The organism is Streptomyces sp. NBC_00162 (assembly GCF_024611995.1).
Taxonomy (GTDB): domain Bacteria; phylum Actinomycetota; class Actinomycetes; order Streptomycetales; family Streptomycetaceae; genus Streptomyces.
The window spans coordinates 1,748,078-1,767,004 of the sequence record NZ_CP102509.1; the positions used below are offsets into that span (position 1 = coordinate 1,748,078).

13 protein-coding genes and 2 pseudogenes are annotated in these 18,927 nt (G+C 72.1%); 5 read left to right on the forward strand and 10 right to left on the reverse strand.

Going from position 1 to position 18,927, the window contains the following annotated elements; translation table 11 throughout:
• Window positions 1-34: 34 nt before the first annotated feature.
• Both JIW86_RS08790 and JIW86_RS08795 read left to right on the forward strand, forming a co-directional pair.
• Entirely contained in the window at window positions 35-712 is a 678-nt protein-coding gene (locus JIW86_RS08790; protein WP_257553263.1) for a response regulator transcription factor, read from the forward strand.
• A 94-nt stretch (window positions 713-806) separates the two neighbouring features.
• Window positions 807-2,171, forward strand: coding sequence for a sensor histidine kinase (locus JIW86_RS08795; protein ID WP_416237541.1), 1,365 nt, complete (start codon window positions 807-809; stop codon window positions 2,169-2,171).
• Here JIW86_RS08795 and JIW86_RS08800 read toward each other — a convergent pair.
• The 8 genes and pseudogenes from JIW86_RS08800 to JIW86_RS08845 all read right to left on the reverse strand — a co-directional run bounded on the left by JIW86_RS08800 (window position 2,153) and on the right by JIW86_RS08845 (window position 12,225).
• Window positions 2,153-2,566: a PaaI family thioesterase gene (locus tag JIW86_RS08800; protein ID WP_257553264.1), complete on the reverse strand. Its 414-nt coding sequence runs from the start codon at window positions 2,564-2,566 to the stop codon at window positions 2,153-2,155. The two genes, JIW86_RS08795 and JIW86_RS08800, sit on opposite strands and share 19 nt — an antisense overlap.
• 65 nt (window positions 2,567-2,631) lie before the next feature.
• Window positions 2,632-4,652: pseudogene (locus JIW86_RS41425) on the reverse strand (FAD-dependent oxidoreductase).
• Window positions 4,653-4,829: 177 nt separating this feature from the next.
• On the reverse strand, window positions 4,830-4,982 hold the full coding sequence (locus JIW86_RS08820) for a hypothetical protein (RefSeq protein ID WP_257553265.1): 153 nt from the start codon (window positions 4,980-4,982) through the stop codon (window positions 4,830-4,832).
• A 357-nt stretch (window positions 4,983-5,339) separates the two neighbouring features.
• A pseudogene (locus JIW86_RS08825) lies at window positions 5,340-8,362 on the reverse strand (alpha-mannosidase).
• Between the two features lie 78 nt (window positions 8,363-8,440).
• Window positions 8,441-9,262, reverse strand: coding sequence for a carbohydrate ABC transporter permease (locus JIW86_RS08830; protein ID WP_257553266.1), 822 nt, complete (start codon window positions 9,260-9,262; stop codon window positions 8,441-8,443).
• Complete coding sequence (locus JIW86_RS08835; protein ID WP_257553267.1) at window positions 9,259-10,134, reverse strand: carbohydrate ABC transporter permease; 876 nt, start codon at window positions 10,132-10,134, stop codon at window positions 9,259-9,261. Before JIW86_RS08835 ends, JIW86_RS08830 begins: the two co-directional genes overlap by 4 nt.
• 80 nt (window positions 10,135-10,214) lie before the next feature.
• Window positions 10,215-11,564, reverse strand: coding sequence for an ABC transporter substrate-binding protein (locus JIW86_RS08840; protein ID WP_257553268.1), 1,350 nt, complete (start codon window positions 11,562-11,564; stop codon window positions 10,215-10,217).
• A gap of 295 nt (window positions 11,565-11,859) precedes the next feature.
• Complete coding sequence (locus JIW86_RS08845) at window positions 11,860-12,225, reverse strand: hypothetical protein (RefSeq protein WP_257553269.1); 366 nt, start codon at window positions 12,223-12,225, stop codon at window positions 11,860-11,862.
• A gap of 203 nt (window positions 12,226-12,428) precedes the next feature.
• Between JIW86_RS08845 and JIW86_RS08850 the strand changes: the two genes are divergently transcribed.
• A complete protein-coding gene (locus JIW86_RS08850; RefSeq protein WP_257553270.1) occupies window positions 12,429-12,899 on the forward strand; it encodes a universal stress protein in 471 nt (156 codons plus the stop codon).
• Between the two features lie 12 nt (window positions 12,900-12,911).
• Here JIW86_RS08850 and JIW86_RS08855 read toward each other — a convergent pair whose 3' ends face one another.
• A complete protein-coding gene (locus tag JIW86_RS08855; RefSeq protein ID WP_257553271.1) occupies window positions 12,912-13,838 on the reverse strand; it encodes a serine/threonine dehydratase in 927 nt (308 codons plus the stop codon).
• Between the two features lie 14 nt (window positions 13,839-13,852).
• Window positions 13,853-14,494: a TetR/AcrR family transcriptional regulator gene (locus JIW86_RS08860; RefSeq protein WP_215141808.1), complete on the reverse strand. Its 642-nt coding sequence runs from the start codon at window positions 14,492-14,494 to the stop codon at window positions 13,853-13,855.
• Window positions 14,495-14,813: 319 nt separating this feature from the next.
• On the opposite strand from JIW86_RS08860, the gene JIW86_RS08865 reads away from it, so the two are divergent.
• Together JIW86_RS08865 and JIW86_RS08875 are read left to right on the forward strand one after the other, a co-directional pair.
• A complete protein-coding gene (locus JIW86_RS08865) occupies window positions 14,814-16,367 on the forward strand; it encodes an alpha-galactosidase (protein WP_263862059.1) in 1,554 nt (517 codons plus the stop codon).
• A 10-nt stretch (window positions 16,368-16,377) separates the two neighbouring features.
• Window positions 16,378-18,720, forward strand: coding sequence for an alpha-N-acetylglucosaminidase (locus JIW86_RS08875; protein WP_263862060.1), 2,343 nt, complete (start codon window positions 16,378-16,380; stop codon window positions 18,718-18,720).
• Window positions 18,721-18,927 lie beyond the last annotated feature (207 nt).

Below are 18,927 nucleotides of genomic sequence, written 5' to 3' on the forward strand. Positions count from 1 at the left end.
CCAGCCGCGGACCGGGCCTGAGACCCTGGTCGGCATGCGCGTACTGGTGGTGGAGGACGAACGGCGGCTGGCCGTGGCCCTGCAACGGGGACTCCAATCGGAGGGGTTCTCCGTGGATGTGGCCCACGACGGGCCGCGGGGGCTGTGGATGGCCACCGAGCACGACTACGACCTGATCGTGCTCGACATCATGCTGCCCGGCCTGAACGGCTACCGGGTCTGCGCGCGGCTGCGCGCCGCCGGGAACGAATCCGGGATCCTGATGCTCACGGCGAAGGACGGCGAGTACGACGAGGCGGAGGCCCTGGACACCGGCGCCGACGACTTCCTCTCCAAGCCGTTCTCCTACCTCGTCCTGGTCGCCCGGCTGCGCGCCCTGGCCCGGCGCACCGGCCGCCGCGGCCCGCAGATCCTGCGCTTCGGGGACCTGGTGCTGGACCCGGCCCGGCACAGCTGTTCCCGCGGCGACACCGAGATCCGGCTGACGGCCCGGGAGTTCGCGGTGCTGGAGTACCTGGCCCGGCGCCCCGGCGAGGTCGTGCCCAAGCGGGAGATACTCGAACAGGTGTGGGACATGGCCTTCGCCGGCGATCCCAACGTGGTCGAGGTCCACATCAGCGCCGTGCGCCGCAAGATCGACGCGCCGTTCGGCCGCTCCGCGCTGGAGACCGTACGCGGCGCCGGCTACCGGCTGGCGGCCGACGGTGGCTGAGCCCGCACTCCCCCGCCGCCAGTTCCGCCGTCGGCCACACCTGCCACGCCTGCCACTCCTGCTCCAGTGGTCACCGCTGCGCCGCCTGTGGCCCATGACCGTCCGCGCCCGCGCCACCGTGGGCGCCGTCGTGGTCGTCGCCGCGGCCCTGGCACTGGCCTCCTTCGCCCTCCTCGGACTGCTGGAGGCCAATCTGCTGCGCAACGCCGAGCGCGACGCCGCGCGGCAGGCCGAGACGGTCGCCCGGCTCGCGGCCTCCGGAGATCTCGAGAAGATGCGGCCGACCCTGCACGGCGTCGATTTCGTCCAGGTGGTGAACGCCCGCGGCCGGGTGCTGCGCGCCTCCCCGAACCTCGCCGGGGAACTCTCGCTCGTCCCCGTCAAACCCCTCCGGCCCGGCACGGTCTTCCACACCTGGAAGACCGGCCCGCTCGGCGGCGAGCACCGCCAGCGGGTCGTGCAGGTCACCACGGAGACCCCGCAGGGCATGGTCACCGTCTTCGTGGGGACCTCGCTGCGCGATGTGGACGCGGCCGACGACACCACCGCCGCCGCGCTCGCGGTCGGCGGCCCGCTGCTCCTGGCCACCGTCGCCTTCGTCACCTGGCGGGTCACCGGCCGGGCGCTCGGGCCGGTCGAGGCGATCCGCGCCGAGGTCGCCGAGATCAGCGACCGGGATCTGCACCGCCGGGTCCCCGTACCGCCCACCCGTGACGAGGTCGCCCGCCTGGCGCAGACGATGAACACCACGCTGGACCGGCTGGAGTCCGCCGGAAACCGTCAGCGCCAGTTCATCGCCGACGCCTCCCACGAACTGCGCAGCCCCATCACGGTGCTGCGCACCCAGCTGGAGGTGGCGCTGGCCGTCCGGGACCCGGAACTGTGGCCGGAACTGATCAGCGGCGCGCTCCAGGACATCGAGCGGCTCCAGCAGCTCTCCTCCGACCTCCTGCTGCTCGCCCGCATCGACGCCGCCCAGCCGATGGCGTCGGTCCGGCTGGACCTGGGCTCGGTGGTCCGCGACGCCGTGGAAGCACGGCTCGGGGACCGCGTTCCCGTACGCACCGAGCTGGAAGGCGGCGTCCTGGTGGAGGGCAGCGCACTGTGGCTGGCCCGGGTGGTCACCAACCTGCTCGACAACGCCGAGCGGTTCGCCGGCCGGCGGGTGGACGTCGTGCTGCGCACCACCGGCGGTCCGTCCGCGCGGACCGCCGTGCTGGAGGTGGCCGACGACGGCCCGGGGATCCCGCCCGGGGACCGGGAGCGGGTCTTCGAGCGCTTCACCCGTCTCGACGACGCCCGCAGCCGCGACCACGGCGGAGCCGGCCTGGGCCTGGCCATAGCGCGGGACCTGACCGCCCACCACGGCGGCACCCTCACCGCCGAGGACTCCCCGCGGGGGGCCCGGCTGGTGGTCCGGCTGCCGGTGGCGGAAGCAACTCAGCCGAGCAGGGCGTAGACCGTGGAGGCCGTGGCGGACGGCTCCGCGGCGCCCTCGGGGGTCATGGTGATGTCGGCGAAGGCCATCCGCCGGCCGAGTTTGGTGACCCGTACGTGGATCAGGACGTCGGCGCCGGTGACCGGGCGCTGGAAGCTCGTCGACTGCTGGACGGTGGTCATCGGCCCGTACGCGCCGCGCGCGCTGGAGATCGCGATGACGGTGGCGGTGTCGGCGGCCGCCATCAGGGCCTGACCGGAGAGGCCGCCGCCGTCCCGGGCCAGGGCCTGCGACCAGGGCAGCCGCAGGACGGCGTGCCGTTCGCCGGTCTCCTGGACGCTCAGGCCCAGGGCCAGCACCCAGGGGGCGAAGTTGTCGGCGAGGATCTTGTCTGCGTCTGCGGGTGAGAACGTCACCGGGAGATTGTGGCGGCCCGGCCGGACCGCCACAATCCCTTTCGGTCAGACGACGCCGGACGGCGTCAGAGGGCCGCGGCCAGTTCGGTGCCCTGGCGGATGGCCCGCTTGGCGTCGAGCTCGGCGGCCACGTCGGCGCCGCCGATCAGGTGCGCCTCGACACCGGCCGCGCGCAGCGCCTCGTACAGGTCGCGGCGCGGCTCCTGCCCGGTGCACAGGACGACGGTGTCGGCGGGTACGAGCCGCTGCTCCCCGTCGACGGTGATGTGCAGGCCCTCGTCGTCGATGCGGTCGTACGTCGCCCCCGCGACGGAGACCACCCCGCGGTGCTTGAGCTCCGCCCGGTGGATCCAGCCGGTGGTGGTGCCGAGGCCGGCGCCGACCTTGGTCGCCTTGCGCTGGAGCAGGTGGACCTGGCGCGGCGGCGCGGGGCGTTCGGCGGCGGTGAGCCCGCCGGGGCCGGTGTACGAGGTGTCCACGCCCCAGTGGCGGAAGTAGACGTCGGGGTCCTGGGAGGCGCCCTCGCCGCTGTCGGTGAGGAACTCGGCGACGTCGAAGCCGATGCCACCGGCGCCGACGACGGCGACGCGCTCGCCGACGGGGGCGCCATCACGCAGCACGTCGAGGTAATTGACGACGTTGGCGTGGTCCACGCCCTCGATGTCGGGGGTGCGGGGGTGACTCCGGTGGCGACGACGACCTCGTCGTAGCTCTGGAGGGTCTCCACGTCGGCGCGGGTGTTCAGGCGGACCTCGACACCGCTCTCCACGAGCTGGGTGCCGTAGTAGCGGATGGTCTCCTCGAACTCCTCCTTGCCGGGGATGCGGCGGGCGATGTCGAGCTGGCCGCCGATGTGGCCGGAGGCCTCGAAGAGGGTGACGGCGTGGCCGCGGCCGGCGGAGGAGACCGCGCAGGCGAGTCCGGCCGGGCCGGCGCCGACGACGGCGACGCGCTTCTTGAGCCGGGTGGGGGCGAGGACCAGCTGGGTCTCGTGGCAGGCGCGCGGGTTGACCAGGCAGCTGGTGATCTTGCCGCTGAAGGTGTGGTCGAGGCAGGCCTGGTTGCAGCCGATGCAGGTGTTGATGGTCTCGGAGCGGCCGGCGGCGGCCTTGGCGACGAAATCGGCGTCGGCGAGGAAGGGGCGGGCCAGGGAGACCAGGTCGGCGCGCCCGTCGGCGAGCAGCTCCTCAGCGATCTCCGGGGTGTTGATGCGGTTGCTGGTGACGAGGGGGACGCTCACCGCGCCCATCAGCCGCTTGGTGACCCAGGTGTAGGCACCGCGCGGGACGGAGGTGGCGATGGTGGGGATGCGGGCCTCGTGCCAGCCGATGCCGGTGTTGATGATGGTGGCGCCGGCCGCCTCGATCTCCTTGGCGAGGTGGACGACCTCGTCGAGGGTGGAGCCGCCGGGGATCAGGTCGAGCATGGAGAGGCGGTAGATGAGGATGAAGTCCTCGCCGACGGCCGCGCGGGTCCGGCGGACGATCTCCAGCGGGAAGCGGACGCGGTTCTCGTACGCGCCGCCCCAGCGGTCGGTGCGCTTGTTGGTCGCGGCGGCGATGAACTCGTTGATCAGGTAGCCCTCGGAGCCCATGATCTCGACGCCGTCGTAGCCGGCCAGCTTGGCGAGGCGGGCGGCGCGGACGAAGTCCTCGACGGTCCGCTCGACCTCGATGTCGGTGAGCTCGTTCGGTACGAAGGGGCTGATGGGGGCCTGGAGGGCGCTGGGGGCGACCAGGTCCTTGTGGTAGGCGTACCGGCCGAAGTGGAGGATCTGCATGGCGATCTTCCCGCCCTCGGCGTGCACCGCCTCGGTGATCACCCGGTGCTCGGCGGCCTCGTCCTCGGTGGTGAGGCGGGAGCCTCCCTCGAAGGGGCGGCCGGCGTCGTTCGGGGCTATGCCGCCGGTGACGATCAGGCCCGCGCCGCCGCGGGCGCGCTCGGCGTAGAAGGCGGCGAGGCGCTCGAAGCCGCCCTCGTGCTCTTCGAGACCGGTGTGCATCGAGCCCATGATCACGCGGTTCGGCAGCGTGGTGAATCCGAGGTCCAGCGGGCTCAGCAGGTGCGGGTACCGGCTCTGGGACATGGGGGGCGCCTCCTCGCGCGGGGGTGATGCCCCTGTTGTAGCGAGGGGAGGCCGGTTTTGCAACTAGGTGCAAAACCGGGTGGGGGCCCGCCGGCCCGGGATTCCCGGGCCCGGGGGCCCGGCCGGCCGCAGGCTGTGGCGGAGTTCACGCCGCCGCGGCCTCCGGGCCGGGGCGCGTCAGTGGATGACCCTGAAGCTGCGCCAGGACAGGGTGCGGGGGGCCGTCACGTTGGAGAGGGTCGTGGCCACGTAGATGCCGTCGGCCTTGTCGACCTTGCCGCAGTCCTCCGTCCGGTACAGGACGATGTCGACGAGGGTGTTGTTCTCCACGTGGGTGGCCCCCTCGGGAGGGCGATCCTGTGACAGCCCGTGACGAGGGTGTTGGAGTAGCTCAGCTCGATCGGCGAGTCGTGGCCGCGGAAGCGGAGCATGCCTACGGTGCTCCGGCCCAGGCCCGAGCAGGCGGTGGCGGCCAGCAGCAGTGCCGCGACCCCCGCGATGGTGCTGATCCGTCGGCTGTGGGACATGGCGCGGTCCTCGTCTGTGCGGTGGTGGCGCTCCTTGACCACAGCTTTGCGCCGCGGAGCGCGGGTGGCTTGCGCTACGCGGCCGACCGGATGAACGCGGTGGAGCCGGGCCCGGACACGGACCCGGCTTCCTAGGGAGTGAGCGCCCCGCCCGCGGGCCTCAGGCGCGGTGCAGGCGCACCGTGACGATCTGGAACGGGCGCAGGGTGAGGGCGACCCCGCCGTCCGGGGTGAGGGCACCGACCGCCGAGCCCGCCAGAGGCCGCTCCAGCAGGTCGCTCTCGACCGCCGCCGTGACCGGGAAGCCCGGCGTGAGGGTCGCCCTGGCGCGGCCGCCGCGGGACTCGTAGAGGCGGACGATCACATCGCCGCCGCGGTCCTCGGCGAGCTTGACCGCCTCGACGACCACCGCGTCGTCGTCCACGGCCAGCAGCGGGGCGACCGGGCCCGCCCCCGTCACCACCCGCTCCGGCAGGTTCAGCGCGTGGCCCTCGCGGACCGCGTCCCCGATCCCCGCGCCGGGCGCGAGCGAGAACCGCAGGGTGTGGGCGCCCTGGTCGGTCTCCGGGTCGGGATAGCGCGGCGCGCGCAGGAGGGAGAGCCGGACCGTGGTGGTCTGGCCTCCGTCGGCCCGCACGTCGCGGGTCACGTCGTGCCCGTACGTGGACTCGTTGAGCAGGGCGATCCCCCAGCCCGGCTCCTCGGCGTGGATCCAGCGGTGGGCGCAGATCTCGAACTTGGCCGCCTCCCACGAGGTGTTGGTGTGGGTGGCCCGGTAGACGTGCCCGAACTGGGTCTCCGACGCGGACCGTTCGGCCTTCACGTCCAGCGGGAAGGCCGCCTTGAGGAACTTCTCCGTCTCATGCCAGTCCACGTCCGTGACGATGTCGAGCGTCTTGGCTCCGGAGCGGAGGGTGAGCGACTGGACCGCCGTCGAGGAACCGAAGGAGCGGGTGACCCGGACGGTGACGGACGAGGGGCCGCTCTCGGTGATCTCCATGGCGTCCAGACCGACCAGGTCGGTGACCTTGTTGCGGTAGAACGCGTCGATGTCCCAGGCGTCCCACATGTTCGGGAAGTCGGGGTGGATCTGGAGCAGGTTCGCCGCGCCGCCCGGCGCGACCGCCTCGCGGTCCGCCTCCAGGTCGTAGGCGGACACGACCAGCCCGCGGCCGTCGATCTCCACCAGCAGCCTGCCGTTGGCCAGGACGTGCCCGCCACCGTGCCGCTCCTCCACGGTGACCGGCTGCCCCGCCTCGGCCGGGACGCCCGCGCCGCCGGCCGGGATGCCGCGCCGGGTGTGCGGGGCGCAGTTGAAGACCAGTTCCCGCCCGCCCTCCCCGCCAGCGCCGTCTGCGCGGCCAGGGTGATCCCCTGGAGCTCCTCGCGCACCGACCGGTACGTCTCGCGCGCCTCGCGGTGCACCCAGGCGATGGAGGAGCCGGGCAGGATGTCGTGGAACTGGTGCAGCAGCACCGTCTTCCAGATCCGCTCCAGGTCCTCGTACGGGTAGGCGTACCCCGGCACCCGCACCGCGGCGGTGGCCGCCCACAACTCGGCCTCGCGCAGCAGTGATTCGCTGTGCCGGTTGCCCTGCTTGGTCTTGGCCTGGGAGGTGTAGGTGCCGCGGTGCAGTTCCAGGTAGAGCTCGCCGGCCCAGACGGGCGCGTCCTCGTACTCGGCGCGGGCCTTCTCGAAGAAGGCGTCCGGCCGCTCGATCTCGACCTGCGGGGAGCCTTCGAGGTTCCGCTGGCGCCTGGCGCGGGCGAGGTGCTCGCGCGTGGGGCCGCCACCGCCGTCGCCCCATCCGAAGGGCACCAGCGAGCGCGAACCCCGGCCCTTCTCCCGGTAGTTGCGGGCGGCGTGCGCCAGCTGGGCGCCGCCGAGGTCGGAGTTGTAGGTGTCGACGGGCGGGAAGTGGGTGAAGACGCGGGTGCCGTCGATGCCCTCCCACCAGAAGGTGTGGTGGGGGAACTTGTTGACCTGGGACCAGCAGATCTTCTGGGTCAGGAACCAGGTGGAGCCGGAGAGCTTGACGATCTGCGGCATCGCGGCGGTGTAGCCGAAGGAGTCGGGCAGCCAGACGTTGTGGGTCTCGATGCCGAACTCGTCGAGGAAGAACTTCTTGCCGTAGAGGAACTGGCGGGCCATGGCCTCGCCGCCGACCATGTTGGTGTCGGACTCCACCCACATCCCGCCGACCGGCACGAACTGCCCGTCCGCGATCTTCTTCTTGATCCTTTCGAAGAGCTCGGGCCGGTACGTCTTGATCCAGTCGAGCTGCTGGGCCTGCGACATGGCGAAGACGAACTCGGGGTGCTCGTCCATCAGGCTCACCATGTTGGAGGAGGTGCGGGCGACCTTGCGCACCGTCTCGCGCAGCGGCCACAGCCACGCTGAGTCGATGTGGGAGTGGCCCACCGCGCTGATCCGGTGTGCGGAGGCCCGGGCGGGGGCGGCGAGCACGCCCGTCAGGCACGCGCGGGCGGCGGGCGCCGTGCCGGGCACGTCGCCGAGGTCCACGGCGTCCAGCGCCGCGTCGACGGCGCGCAGGATCTCGTACCGCCGGGCGTCGTCGGTGCCGAGCTGCGTCATGAGGTCGTGGAGGACCTCCAGGTCCTGGACCAGTTCCCAGACCTCGGTCTCGAAGACGGTGAGGTCCATCCGGGCGAGGCGGTAGAGGGGCTGGTCGCCGCTGGTCCGCTGGTCGCCCTCGTACGTGGGCGTGTGCTCGACGAGGACCGGGTTGGAGGCGGCCTCGACGTACCACTCGACGCGCTCGCCGCCCTCGGCCCGGTCGGCGACGCGCACCCAGTCGTTGTACGGGTTCAGCCCCTTGATCTCGCTCCCGTCCGCCCGGTGGACCAGTCCCTCGCACTGGAAACCGGGCATCATCCGGTCGAAGCCCAGGTCGAGGACTGCCTCGACCGTACGGCCTGCCCACTCGGCCGGGACGGTGCCGGTGACCTTGAACCAGGTGGTGCCCCAGGCCGGGCCCCACGACGCGCCGGTCGCGCAGGGCTCGTACGTCGCCGCCAGGCCCTGGGCGACGGGGACGGGCTCGCCCGGGGCCTCCCAGCGCGCGACGGTCAGCGGGACCGGGCGGGAGTGGACGGCGGGCTTGATGCGCTCCTTGAGGACCCGGCGGAGGCGGTGTTCGGTGATGCTGCGGTCGTCGTGCATGACGGCTGCTCCAGGAGGGAGAGGGGTCGGAGACGAGAAGGACGGGCGGGCGCAGGGGCGGGCGGGCGCGGGGGCGGATCAGGTCTTGACGGCTCCCTCTCCGACGCCCTTGAAGAAGAAACGCTGGAGGGCGAAGAAGAGGAGCATCATCGGGAGGAGCGCGGCCATCGCGCCGGCGGCGATGAGCCGCTGGTCGTTGACGGTCGTGGCGCCGGCCAGGGTCTTCAGCCCGAGCTGGAGGGTGTAGTGGTCGCTGTTGGTGAGGACCAGCAGGGGCCAGAGGAAGTCGTCCCAGGCGCCCATGAAACTGGTGATGCAGACGACGGCCAGGGCCCCCTTGGCGGAGGGGAGGAACACCCGGGTGAAGCGGGTCCATTCGCCCGCGCCGTCCAGGACCGCGGCTTCCTCCACCTCCTTGGGTACGGACAGGAAGGCCGCCCGCATGATCATGATGTTGAGGACGGAGACGGCGCCGGGCAGCCAGACGCCGATGAGGGTGTCCACCAGGCCCATCTCGCGGACCGTGAGGAACATCGAGATCATCACGGACTCGAAGGGGAACATCAGGGTCGCCACCAGCACCGTGAAGACGGCCTTGCGGCCCTTCCAGCCGGGCCGGGAGAGGGCGTAGCCGCCCATCGCCGCGAAGAGCAGGTTCGAGGTGATGGCGAGGACCGCCACGACGAGGGTGTTGCCCACGTACTGGAGCAGCGGGAACGATTCGGCGACCCGGACGTAGTTGTCGAGGGTCGGCTGCGAGGGCAGTACGCCGTCGTACACGTTCTCCGTGCGGCCGCGGATCGAGGTCAGGAACTGCCAGACGATCGGGCCCAGCATGATCACGAGCATCAGGACCAGCGTGACGTACCGGCCTGCGAGGCCGGTCCAGTGGCGCCTCAACTCTCGTCTCCCTTCGACAGGCGGCGGCCGAGCAGGCTGAAGACCAGGGTCAGGAGGAACAGCAGGATGGAGATGGCGGAGGCGTAGCCGGTCTCGCCGGAGAAGCCGAGGCCGACCTGCCGGATGAGGAAGGGCAGGGTGCGGGCGCCGCCGCCGGGGCCGCCGCTCTCGCCGCCGAGGATGTAGATCTCGGTGAAGACGCGCAGCGCCGAGATGGCGGAGAGGGTGCCGACCAGCAGCATCATCGGCTTCACCTGGGGGATTGTGATACTGAAGAAGCGGCGGACGGGGCCGGCGCCGTCGAGGGCGGCCGCCTCGTAGAGGGAGGCGGGGACGTTCCCGAGGGCCGCCAGGTAGAAGACCATGTAGTAACCGAGGCCCTTCCACACGGTCACGATCATCGCGGAGACCAGCAGCATCGTGCTGTCGGTCAGGAACGGGACGGGTTCGGAGACGATCCTCAGCCGCTGGAAGACAGTGTTGACCAGGCCGTCGCTGCGCAGAACCCACTGCCAGATCAGGCCGACGACCACGGCCGAGGCGATCACCGGGGTGTAGAACGCGGAGCGGAAGAAGCCGATGCCGGGGACCTTGGTGAGGACGAGGACGGCGAGGGCCAGCGGCAGCAGGACGAGGCAGGGCACGACGACCGCGAGGTACAGCACGCTGTTGCCGGTCGCGGTCCAGAAGTCGGGGTCGGCGAAGGCGCGGGTGTAGTTGCCGAAGCCGACGAAAGTACCGCCGCGCAGGATCTGGGAGTCCGTGAAGGAGAGGATGACGGTGTTGACGAACGGCCAGAGGCTGAACAGCGTCACCATGAGCAGGCCGGGGGCGAGGAAGAGGTACGGGGTCCACCAGGCGCGGTGGCGCACCCTTGTCCCTGTTTCCGTCCCGGTCCCGGCCCTGGTCCCGGTCTCCTTGGCCCGCTTCCCCTGCCCGGCCCGCACGCGGGTCACTTCCGGGCCGCGTCTGCGAGCAGCTTGTTGGCCTCCTCCTGGGCCTTCCTGACCGCCGTACGGGGGTCCTGTTCGCCCTTGATGGCCTTCTGCATCTCGCGTACGACGGCGTCGCCGACCTGACTGGTCCACTGGACGGGGGTGTTGGCGTCGAGCTGGGCGGTCTTCAGCTGCTCGGCGCCGACGGCGCGGGCGAGGGTCTCGGCGTCCTTGCCGTCGCCCTTGTCCGCGAAGTAGGGGTCGGCGAGGCCCTGGGCGTTCGACGGATAGATGGTGGCCTTCTTGGAGAACGCCACCTGGTTGGGGCCGTTGGTGACCCACTTGGCGAACTCGGTCGCCGCGTCGAGGTGCTTGGTGTCCTTCTTGATGCCGAGGGACTGTGCGTAGATGCCGATGTGCCCGAGGGTGCCCGTGACGGCTCCCGCGACCTGGGTGTTCGCGTACACCTGCGGGGCGTTCTGCTTGATGTCCTTGACGAACCCCGGGGAGCCGGGGCCGAAGACGAGCTTCCCGCTGCCGTAGAGCTGGTTGATGTCGTCGGACTTGAGGAGGGACTCCTTGGGCATCGCGCCCTTGGCGTACAGGTCCTTCATCCGCTCCACCCACGCGACGGCCCGGTCGGTGTCGAAGGTGAAACGTTCCCCCTTGGCGTCGAGGACCGGGACGCCCATCTTCTGCCAGTCCCCGGGCAGCCGGCCCTTCGGGTCGGCCATGAAGGCGGCGGTGCGGCCGCCGGAGGTGGCGGCGATCCGCTCGGCGTAGTCGAAGAACTGCTCCACGCTGGCGGGCGGCTTGGCCGGGTCCAGGCCGGCCTTCTCGAAGAGCTCCTTGTTGTACGTGAGGATCTCCGGGGTCACGTACCAGGGGTAGGCGTACACGCCGTCGCCCTTGCCCGGGAGCTTGAACTGCTCCCAGGCGCCCGGCACGTACTCCTTGGCCAGCGCGCCGTCGAGCTTGGCGACGTCGGCGAGCATGCCGCGGTCGCCGAGGAGCTGGAAGGAGTCGGTGGACAGGTTGACCACGTCCGGCAGGGCGCCGGCCTGGGCGTCCGCGACGAGCTTCTCGTTGTAGCCGTCGCCCGGGACGTCCTCCCACTTGACCTTCACGTCGGGGTACTTCGCCTCGAACCCGTCGATCACGCCCTGTACGTACGCCGTGAAGACCGGCTTCAACTGGAGCGTGCGGAAGGTGATCTCACCCGCCACTCTGCCCGTCCTCTCCGCCTCCTCCACCTCCCCCGAGCCGCCGCTTAACCCACACGCGCCGGTCGAGAGGAGGGCGCCGGCCACCAGCACGGCAACGGCCATACGGGTCAGCTTCGAACAGGTCGGGGCCGAACGGGTCATCGTCGCCGCCTTCGCAGAAGTCCGGCCTCATTGCCGGAGGCGGTGCCCACGGTCGTCCGAAATCAAGACCTCGTCAATGAGGCAGAGGTCCCCGTGGCCGGTGACACCCTGGTCCCGAATGCGGGGACCGGGCCGCGGAGGCCCCGAAAGGCCTCCACGGCGCCCAGGTCGACCTGCACTAATGCGCTTTAGTCCAAAGGCGGTTGACGGTGGTATCGATTCGATAACGAAGCTGACTCTCCGGCAGCATCCGACGCTTTATGGCCGGTTCACGAGGCTGCGTCACTAATGCGGTTTACTTCATGGGGTACTCGGCCTTCTCCGCGAGCTTGCCGTCCTTGAAGCAGAAGCGGAGCACGGTCTCCTTGCCGTTCTTGGGATCGGCGCTGGATATGTACCAGGAGCAGACGCCGCCCTCGGGCTCGGCCGGGCCGCCGTCCTTGAGGGCGCCCTTGACGAACGAGTCGCCCGACGGGAGCTTGGCGCGGACCTCGCTCTCCGCGTCGCCGGTCTTCACCGCCTCGTAGACCTTGGGGTCGACCAGGGTCTTGTCGGCCACGTCGAGGACCTTCCCCATGCCGAAGACGGCCAGCACGGCGAGGCCGACGCCCAGCACCAGCGCCACCCCGCAGCCGATCAGACAACCCTTGCGCTGTGCCACGCCCGTTCCTCCGTGTGTGTGTCCGTGTCGTTCCGTGTCCGGCGGCGGTCGCCCGGACACTCCGACCTTCGCAAAGGGAGAGGGCTCGGGGCTGTCCTCGAAAGTCGCCGGCTGCCGCGACGATCGTCGTTCGAGGTCGGACCCCTGGCCCCGGGTATACATGGAGGAGATCGACTTTTCGGGCATAACGAGAGGAAATCACCGTGAGTGAGCAGCCCATCGAGCCTCTGATCGTCGTCGGCGTGGACGGTTCGAACCATTCCAAGGAGGCCCTGCGATGGGCGGTGGAGCAGGCCCGGATGGTGGGCGGCCGGGTGCACGCCGTCATGGCCTGGGAGTGGAACCGCAATCCGTTCGCCATCGGCTCGGCGGCCGCGCAGGTCGCCGAGGACGAGGTGCTCACGGCCGAGGAGGCGGCCCGCCGGAAGCTCGCGGACACCGTCGCCACGACCGTCGGGACCTCGCCCGGTGTGCCGGTGTTCCGGCGTGTCGAACAGGGTTCCCCCGCCCAGGTCCTGGTCGACGCGGCGAAGGAGGCGGACCTGACGGTGGTCGGGACCCGCGGGTACGGCGGATTCAAGGGCGCCCTGCTGGGATCGGTGAGCCAGCAGGTGGTGCAGTACGCCGCCAGTACGGTCGTCGTCGTCCGCGAGGGCGCGGACGACGAGGACTGATGGCGCTCGGGGTCAGTGCGCGAGGTCGCCGGGGTCCGTGTTGGCCCCGCAGAGGATGACGGCGACCCGCTCGCCCAGCGGCTCCGGCGCGCCGCGCAGGGCCGCCAGGGCGGTGGCCGCGCCCGCCTCGACCACGATCCGGTGCTCCTCCCAGAGCGCGCGCCGGGCGGCCGTGATCGCCGTGTCCGGGACGAGGACCGACCGTACGGACTCGTCCTGCGCGGCGGCCAGCGCGTCCGCCGAGACCCGCGTGGCCCCGAGCGAGTCGGCGGCGACGGAGTCCACTGCGACGTCCACCGGGCGGCCCGCTGCCAGGGCCGCGTTCAGGGCGCGGCAGTTCTCCGGCTCGGCCGCGATCACCCGTACGCCGTGTTCGCGCGCGGCGGTGGCGACCCCGGCGAACAGTCCGCCGCCGCCGACCGCGACGACCACGGCGTCGAGTCCCGGCAGCGCCGCCCGGATCTCCTCGAGCAGGGTTCCGGCGCCCGCGGCGATGAGCGGGTGGTCGTAGGCGTGGCTGCTCAGGGCCCCGCTGTGGGCGGCGAACTCCTCGCAGGCGGCGAGCGCTTCGGCGTACCGGTCGCCGACGAGCCGCACCTCGGCCCCGTACCCCCGCAGCCGTTCCACCTTCACCCGGGGGGCGTTGGCGGGCAGGAACACCGTCGCGGGCACGCCTTGGCCGCGGGCCGCCCAGGCGCAGGCGAGCCCTGCGTTGCCGCCGGAGGCGATGGTGACCCCGGCGGCCGGGAGGGTGCCGGCCCGGTGGTGGGCGGCGAGGAAGTTGTGTGCGCCGCGGGCCTTGAAGGAGCCGGTGTGCTGGAGGTGTTCCAGGGCGTACCAGACCCCGTCGGCCGCGGGAGCGACGGCGACGGGCCGTACCGATCCGGCGATCCGGTCGGCGGCGGCGCGCACGGCGGCGTAGTCGAGCTGCTGTTCCATGGTCGATCTCCCCATCAGGCGGCGGGCCGGGCGGCCTCGATCAGCTGGCGCAGGGCGCCGTAGTACACCTCGTGGTCCGTCAGGGGCGGCAGTACGTCGGCCAGCCCGCCGGAGAGCACGGGGAACCGCGCCGGGTCCAGCGCGGCCAGGGCCGCCCGGGAGGCGGCGGTGGCCCCGGCCGGGTCCCGGTGGTCCACGAAGGCCGCGCTGCCCAGGGTGAGCAGGTACATGCGGCGGTAGACGGTCATCGCCTCGGCGGCGGTCATCCCAGCGGCCACGCTGTCGGCGAGGGCGGGCTCGACAAGGCGGGCGAGCAGCTGCCGCCCGAGCCACGGCCGGCCGCCGCGCAGGACGAGCAGCCCGGGGTGGGCGGTGAGCAGCCGGTACAGCGCACCGAACCGCTCTTCGCAGGCTTCCGCCCAGTCGGTTCCGGCGGGGATGTCGGGCAGCTGCGCGGCCAGGTGCTCGGTGCACAGGTCCAGCAGTCCGGCGAGGTCGGTGCAGCGCCGCTGCACGGTGGCGTGGGAGACGCCGAGCCGGTCGGCGAGGGCGCGGAAGCTCAGGGCGGCCGGCCCTTCCTCGTCGAGGAGGCGCAGGGCGGCGACGGCGATCGCCTCGGGGGTGGCGTGGTCCAGGGCGGCTGATCTCCTCGGCATGAGATACACCGTAACATACGCCGTATCGCAACCGGCTGCGCCACCCCTGCGCGCGACCTCTTTGGTGTGACGTCGATTGCGGCCATATTGCTGGTCATTGGCGGATATCCGTCGGCTTTCGTTGACAGCGGGTAGTCGCCTCGCTGCACTGGGCGCACGACTGCCCGCCCCCACGTCAAGGAGACTCCGTGCCGCCTCGCCTGCGCGCCTCGCTCCCCTGTCTGACCGCGGCCGCCCTGTTCGCCCTGGCGCTCTCCCCCGCCCCCGCGGGAGCCGAGCCCACCGCGACCTCGGACACCCCCTCGCGCTCACCCCGCCGATGGGCTGGAACAACTGGGCGCACTACATGTGCGACATCGACGAGGCCAAGGTGGTCGCGAACGCCGACGCCCTCGTGTCCACCGGGCTCGCCGCCAAGGGCTACGACACGGTGACCGTCGACGACTGCTGGATGACCAAGAGCCGCGACGCGCAGGGCGCGCTGGTCGTCGACACGGCGAAGTTCCCGCACGGCATGGCCTGGCTCGGCGACCACCTCCACGCCAAGGGCCTGAAGTTCGGCATCTACCAGGACGCCGGCTCGCTGACCTGCGAGAAGTATCCGGGAAGCGGCGCACCCCAGGGCGGTGGAGCGGACCACTACGCGCAGGACGCCCGGCAGTTCGCCTCCTGGAAGGTGGACTACGTCAAGATGGACGGCTGCAACCTGTGGGTGCCCGAGGGCCGGACGAAGGAGCAGGCGTACCGCGACGCGTACAACGCCGTGGCCGCGGCCCTGCGCGCGAGCGGCCGGGACATGGTGCTGTCGGCCTCCGCGCCCGCCTACTTCCAGCAGGGTGAGTGGGGCGGCTCCGACTGGCACAAGGTCCTCGGCTGGGTCGGCGAGACCGGCCAGCTGTGGCGCGAGGGCCGGGACATCACGGTGTACAAGCCCGCCACCCCGACCGCCTCCCGGTGGAGCTCGGTGCTCGGCAACTACGGCTACAACCGCTGGCTGGGCCGGTACGCGGGCCCCGGCAACTGGAACGACCCCGACTTCCTGATCGCGGGCGCTCCCGGGCTGAGCGCGGCCGAGGGCCGCAGCCAGGTCGCCCTGTGGGCCATGATGGCCGCCCCGTTCATCCTGTCCTCCGACGTCTCCAAGCTCACCCCGGAGGGCCTCGCCGCCCTCGGGAACACCCGGCTGATCGCACTGGACCAGGACCCGATGGGCCGTCAGGGCGCGGTGGTCTCCTCCAACGCCACCTTCGAGATCCTGGTCCGGCCGCTCGCGAACGGCGACCGGGCGGTGGCCGTGCTCAACCGCTCGGGCAGCGCACGGGACATCAACGTGCCGCTCGACGAGATCGGGCTGCCGTCCTGCACGGCCGACGCGCACGACCTGTGGAGCGGGGAACGTCGGGAGGTCTCCGAGACGCTGACCGGGCGGGTCGGCGCCCACGACACGGGGGTCTGGCGGCTCAGCCCGCGTGGATGCGCCGCCGTGCCGACCGGGCAGATCGCCGGTGACGGCGCCAAGTGCGCCGACGGTGCCAACACCACGGGTGTCGGCGCGGTCGTGCTCGGGTCGTGCACCGGAGCCCCCGACCAGCGGTGGGTCCTGGACCACGACGCGAGGCTGCGGCTGGCCGGCGAGTGCCTGTCGGCGGGCGAGGACGGCCTGGTGGAGCTGGCGGACTGCGCGCCCGCCGAGGAGCAGCAGCCCGGCCAGACCTGGGCGCACCGGCGCGACGGGGCCCTCGTCGAGGAGGCGAGCGGCAGGTGCCTGACGGCCCCTGCCGCGGCCGCCACCCCGGACGCCCCGGCCGAGCGGCTGCGGCTGGCCCCCTGCGGCGACCACCGGGTCGACCAGGCCTGGGCCCTTCCGGTCTGACGGCGGACGGATGACGCACTCGATGCCACGCGCCGGGCGGCGGCCGGTCCGCCGCCCCCTCGCCCTCGCCGCCCTCCCGGCGGCGCTGCTCGCCCTGCTCTGCGCGGCGCCGGCTCCCGGGGCGACCGCCCCGGGGGACGGATCGCCCGCGCGGGCCGACGTACGAAGCGACGTACGGGCCGACGTACGGACCGACGCGGGGGCCGGTGTACCCACGCGGGTACGGGCCGCCGCACCGCGCCGCGGCACCTTCGACACCGCGCCCGCGCGGGCCGCCCTGGAGCGGCTGCTGCCGCGCCACGCCGGGCAGTTCACCCTCGTGCCCGACACGGCGGCCGCCGCCGACACCTTCACCGTCTCCGGGACGCCCGGCGCGATCACCGTGCGCGGCAGCACCGGAGCCACCCTGCTCACCGGTGTCGGCTGGTACCTCCAGCACGTCGCCGGGGCGGACATCGGCTGGCCCGGCGACAGCATCGGCATGCTCCCCGCCGAACTGCCGGGCGTCCCCGCGCCGGTCACCCGCAGCGCGCTCGTGCCCCACCGGTACGCCCTCAACGACACCGACGACGGGTACTCCGGCCCGTACCGCACCTTCGAGGAGCACCAGCGGCAGATCGACCTGCTCGCCCTGCACGGCATCAACGAGGTGTTCGTACAGGCCGGCGCCGAGTACCCGTACTACCGGGCGCTCCAGGGCTTCGGCTACTCGGCCGAGGAGCTGCGGGAGTGGGTGCCCGGCCCCGGCCACCAGAGCTGGTGGCTGCTGCAGAACCTGAGCGGCTTCGGCGGGCCGGTCTCCGAGCGGCTGATGCGGGAGCGCGCCGAGCTGGGCGGGCGGATCGCGGAGCAGCTGCGCGGGCTCGGCATGACCCCGGTGCTGCCCGGCTACTTCGGCACGGTGCCGCCGGAGTTCGCCGCCCGCAATCCCGGGTCCGCCACCGTGCCGCAGGGGGACTGGGCGGGCTTCGACCGGCCGGACTGGCTGGACCCGGCCTCTGCGGTGTTCGGGAAGCTGGCCGCCGCGTACTACGAAGAGCAGCGCGCGGTGTTCGGGGACAGCACGATGTACCGGATGAGCCCGCTGCACGAGGGCGGCCAGACGGGTTCGGTGGACGTGAAGTCCGCCGCCGGGGCCATCCAGGACGCCCTGCACGCCGCCCACCCCGGCGCCCTGTGGGCGGTGCTGGGCTGGCAGGACGACCCGACCGCGGAGCTCCTCGCCGGGGTGGACACCTCGAAGCTGCTGATCCTGGACGGCCTGTCGGACCGGTACAACCGCCTGGACCGGGAGGCCCGTTGGGGCGGCGCTCCGTACGCGATGGGCACCATCTACAACTTCGGCGGGCACACCACGATCGGCGCGAACACCTCCGTGTGGATCGAACGGTTCGGCCCGTGGCGCGCCAAGAGCAACAGCGCCCTCGCCGGAATCGCCTACCTGCCGGAGGCCACCGGGACCAATCCGGCCGCCTTCGACCTCTTCACCGACCTGGCCTGGGAGCCGGGGCCGGTCGACCAGCGGCAGTGGTTCGCCGGCTTCGCGGCCCGCCGCTACGGCCGGCCGGACGCCGCGGCCGCCGCGGCCTGGGAGGAGCTGCGCAAGGGGCCGTACAGCACCTCCTCGGGCCTGTGGTCGGAATCGCAGGACAGCCTGTTCACCGCCCGGCCGAGCCTGACCGCGGCGGGAGCGGCGTACTGGAGCCCCAAGTCCATGCGCTATCAAGCCGGTTCGGTCCGCCGGGCGCTGGACCACCTGCTGCGGGTGGATCCGCGGCTGCGCGGCACCAGCGCCTACCGCTTCGACCTGGTAGACACCGCCCGGCAGACCCTCGCCAACCATTCGCGGGTGCTGCTCCCGAAGATCAAGGCGGCGTACGAGGCCAAGGACCTGACCCGCTTCCGTGAGCTGACCGCCGAATGGCGGGACGGGGAGCGGAAGTTGGACGCGGTCACCGGTTCCGACCCGAACTTCCTGCTCGGCAGCTGGCTCGCCGGGGCGCGCTCGCGGGGCGCCGACGCGGCCGAACAGGACCGGTACGAGTACGACGCGCGCTCGATCCTGAGCGTGTGGGGGCGTCGCAGCACGAGCGAGGGCGGGTTCCTGCACGATTACGCGAACCGTGAATGGAGCGGTCTGATCACGGAGTTGTACGCCCGGCGGTGGGACGCGTACTTCGACTCCCTCGAGGAGGCGCTGGTCCGGCAAACCGCTCCGCGGGCGATCGATTGGCACGCCTTCGAGGAGGAGTGGGCCCGGCGGACCACCCGGCATCCGGACCGGCCGAGCGGGGATCCGTACGCCCTGGCGGCCCAGGTCGCTTCGGCCCTGCCCGCGGCGTCGGTGAACTGACGTACACCACCTCTCGCGGTGACGATCACCTCATACGGTGATCGTCACCCTCCCGTGGGAATCCCGGTACTCGTGCGAGGGAGAACCCGCCCCGTGGCTCGCCCCGCGGGAGCGGCACTCGGTTCACTGGCCCGGAACGATCAGGGGCGGCCGCCGGAACGATCCGGCTGTCGCCCCTTCCGATGCCATGGCGGCAGGACGCGACCG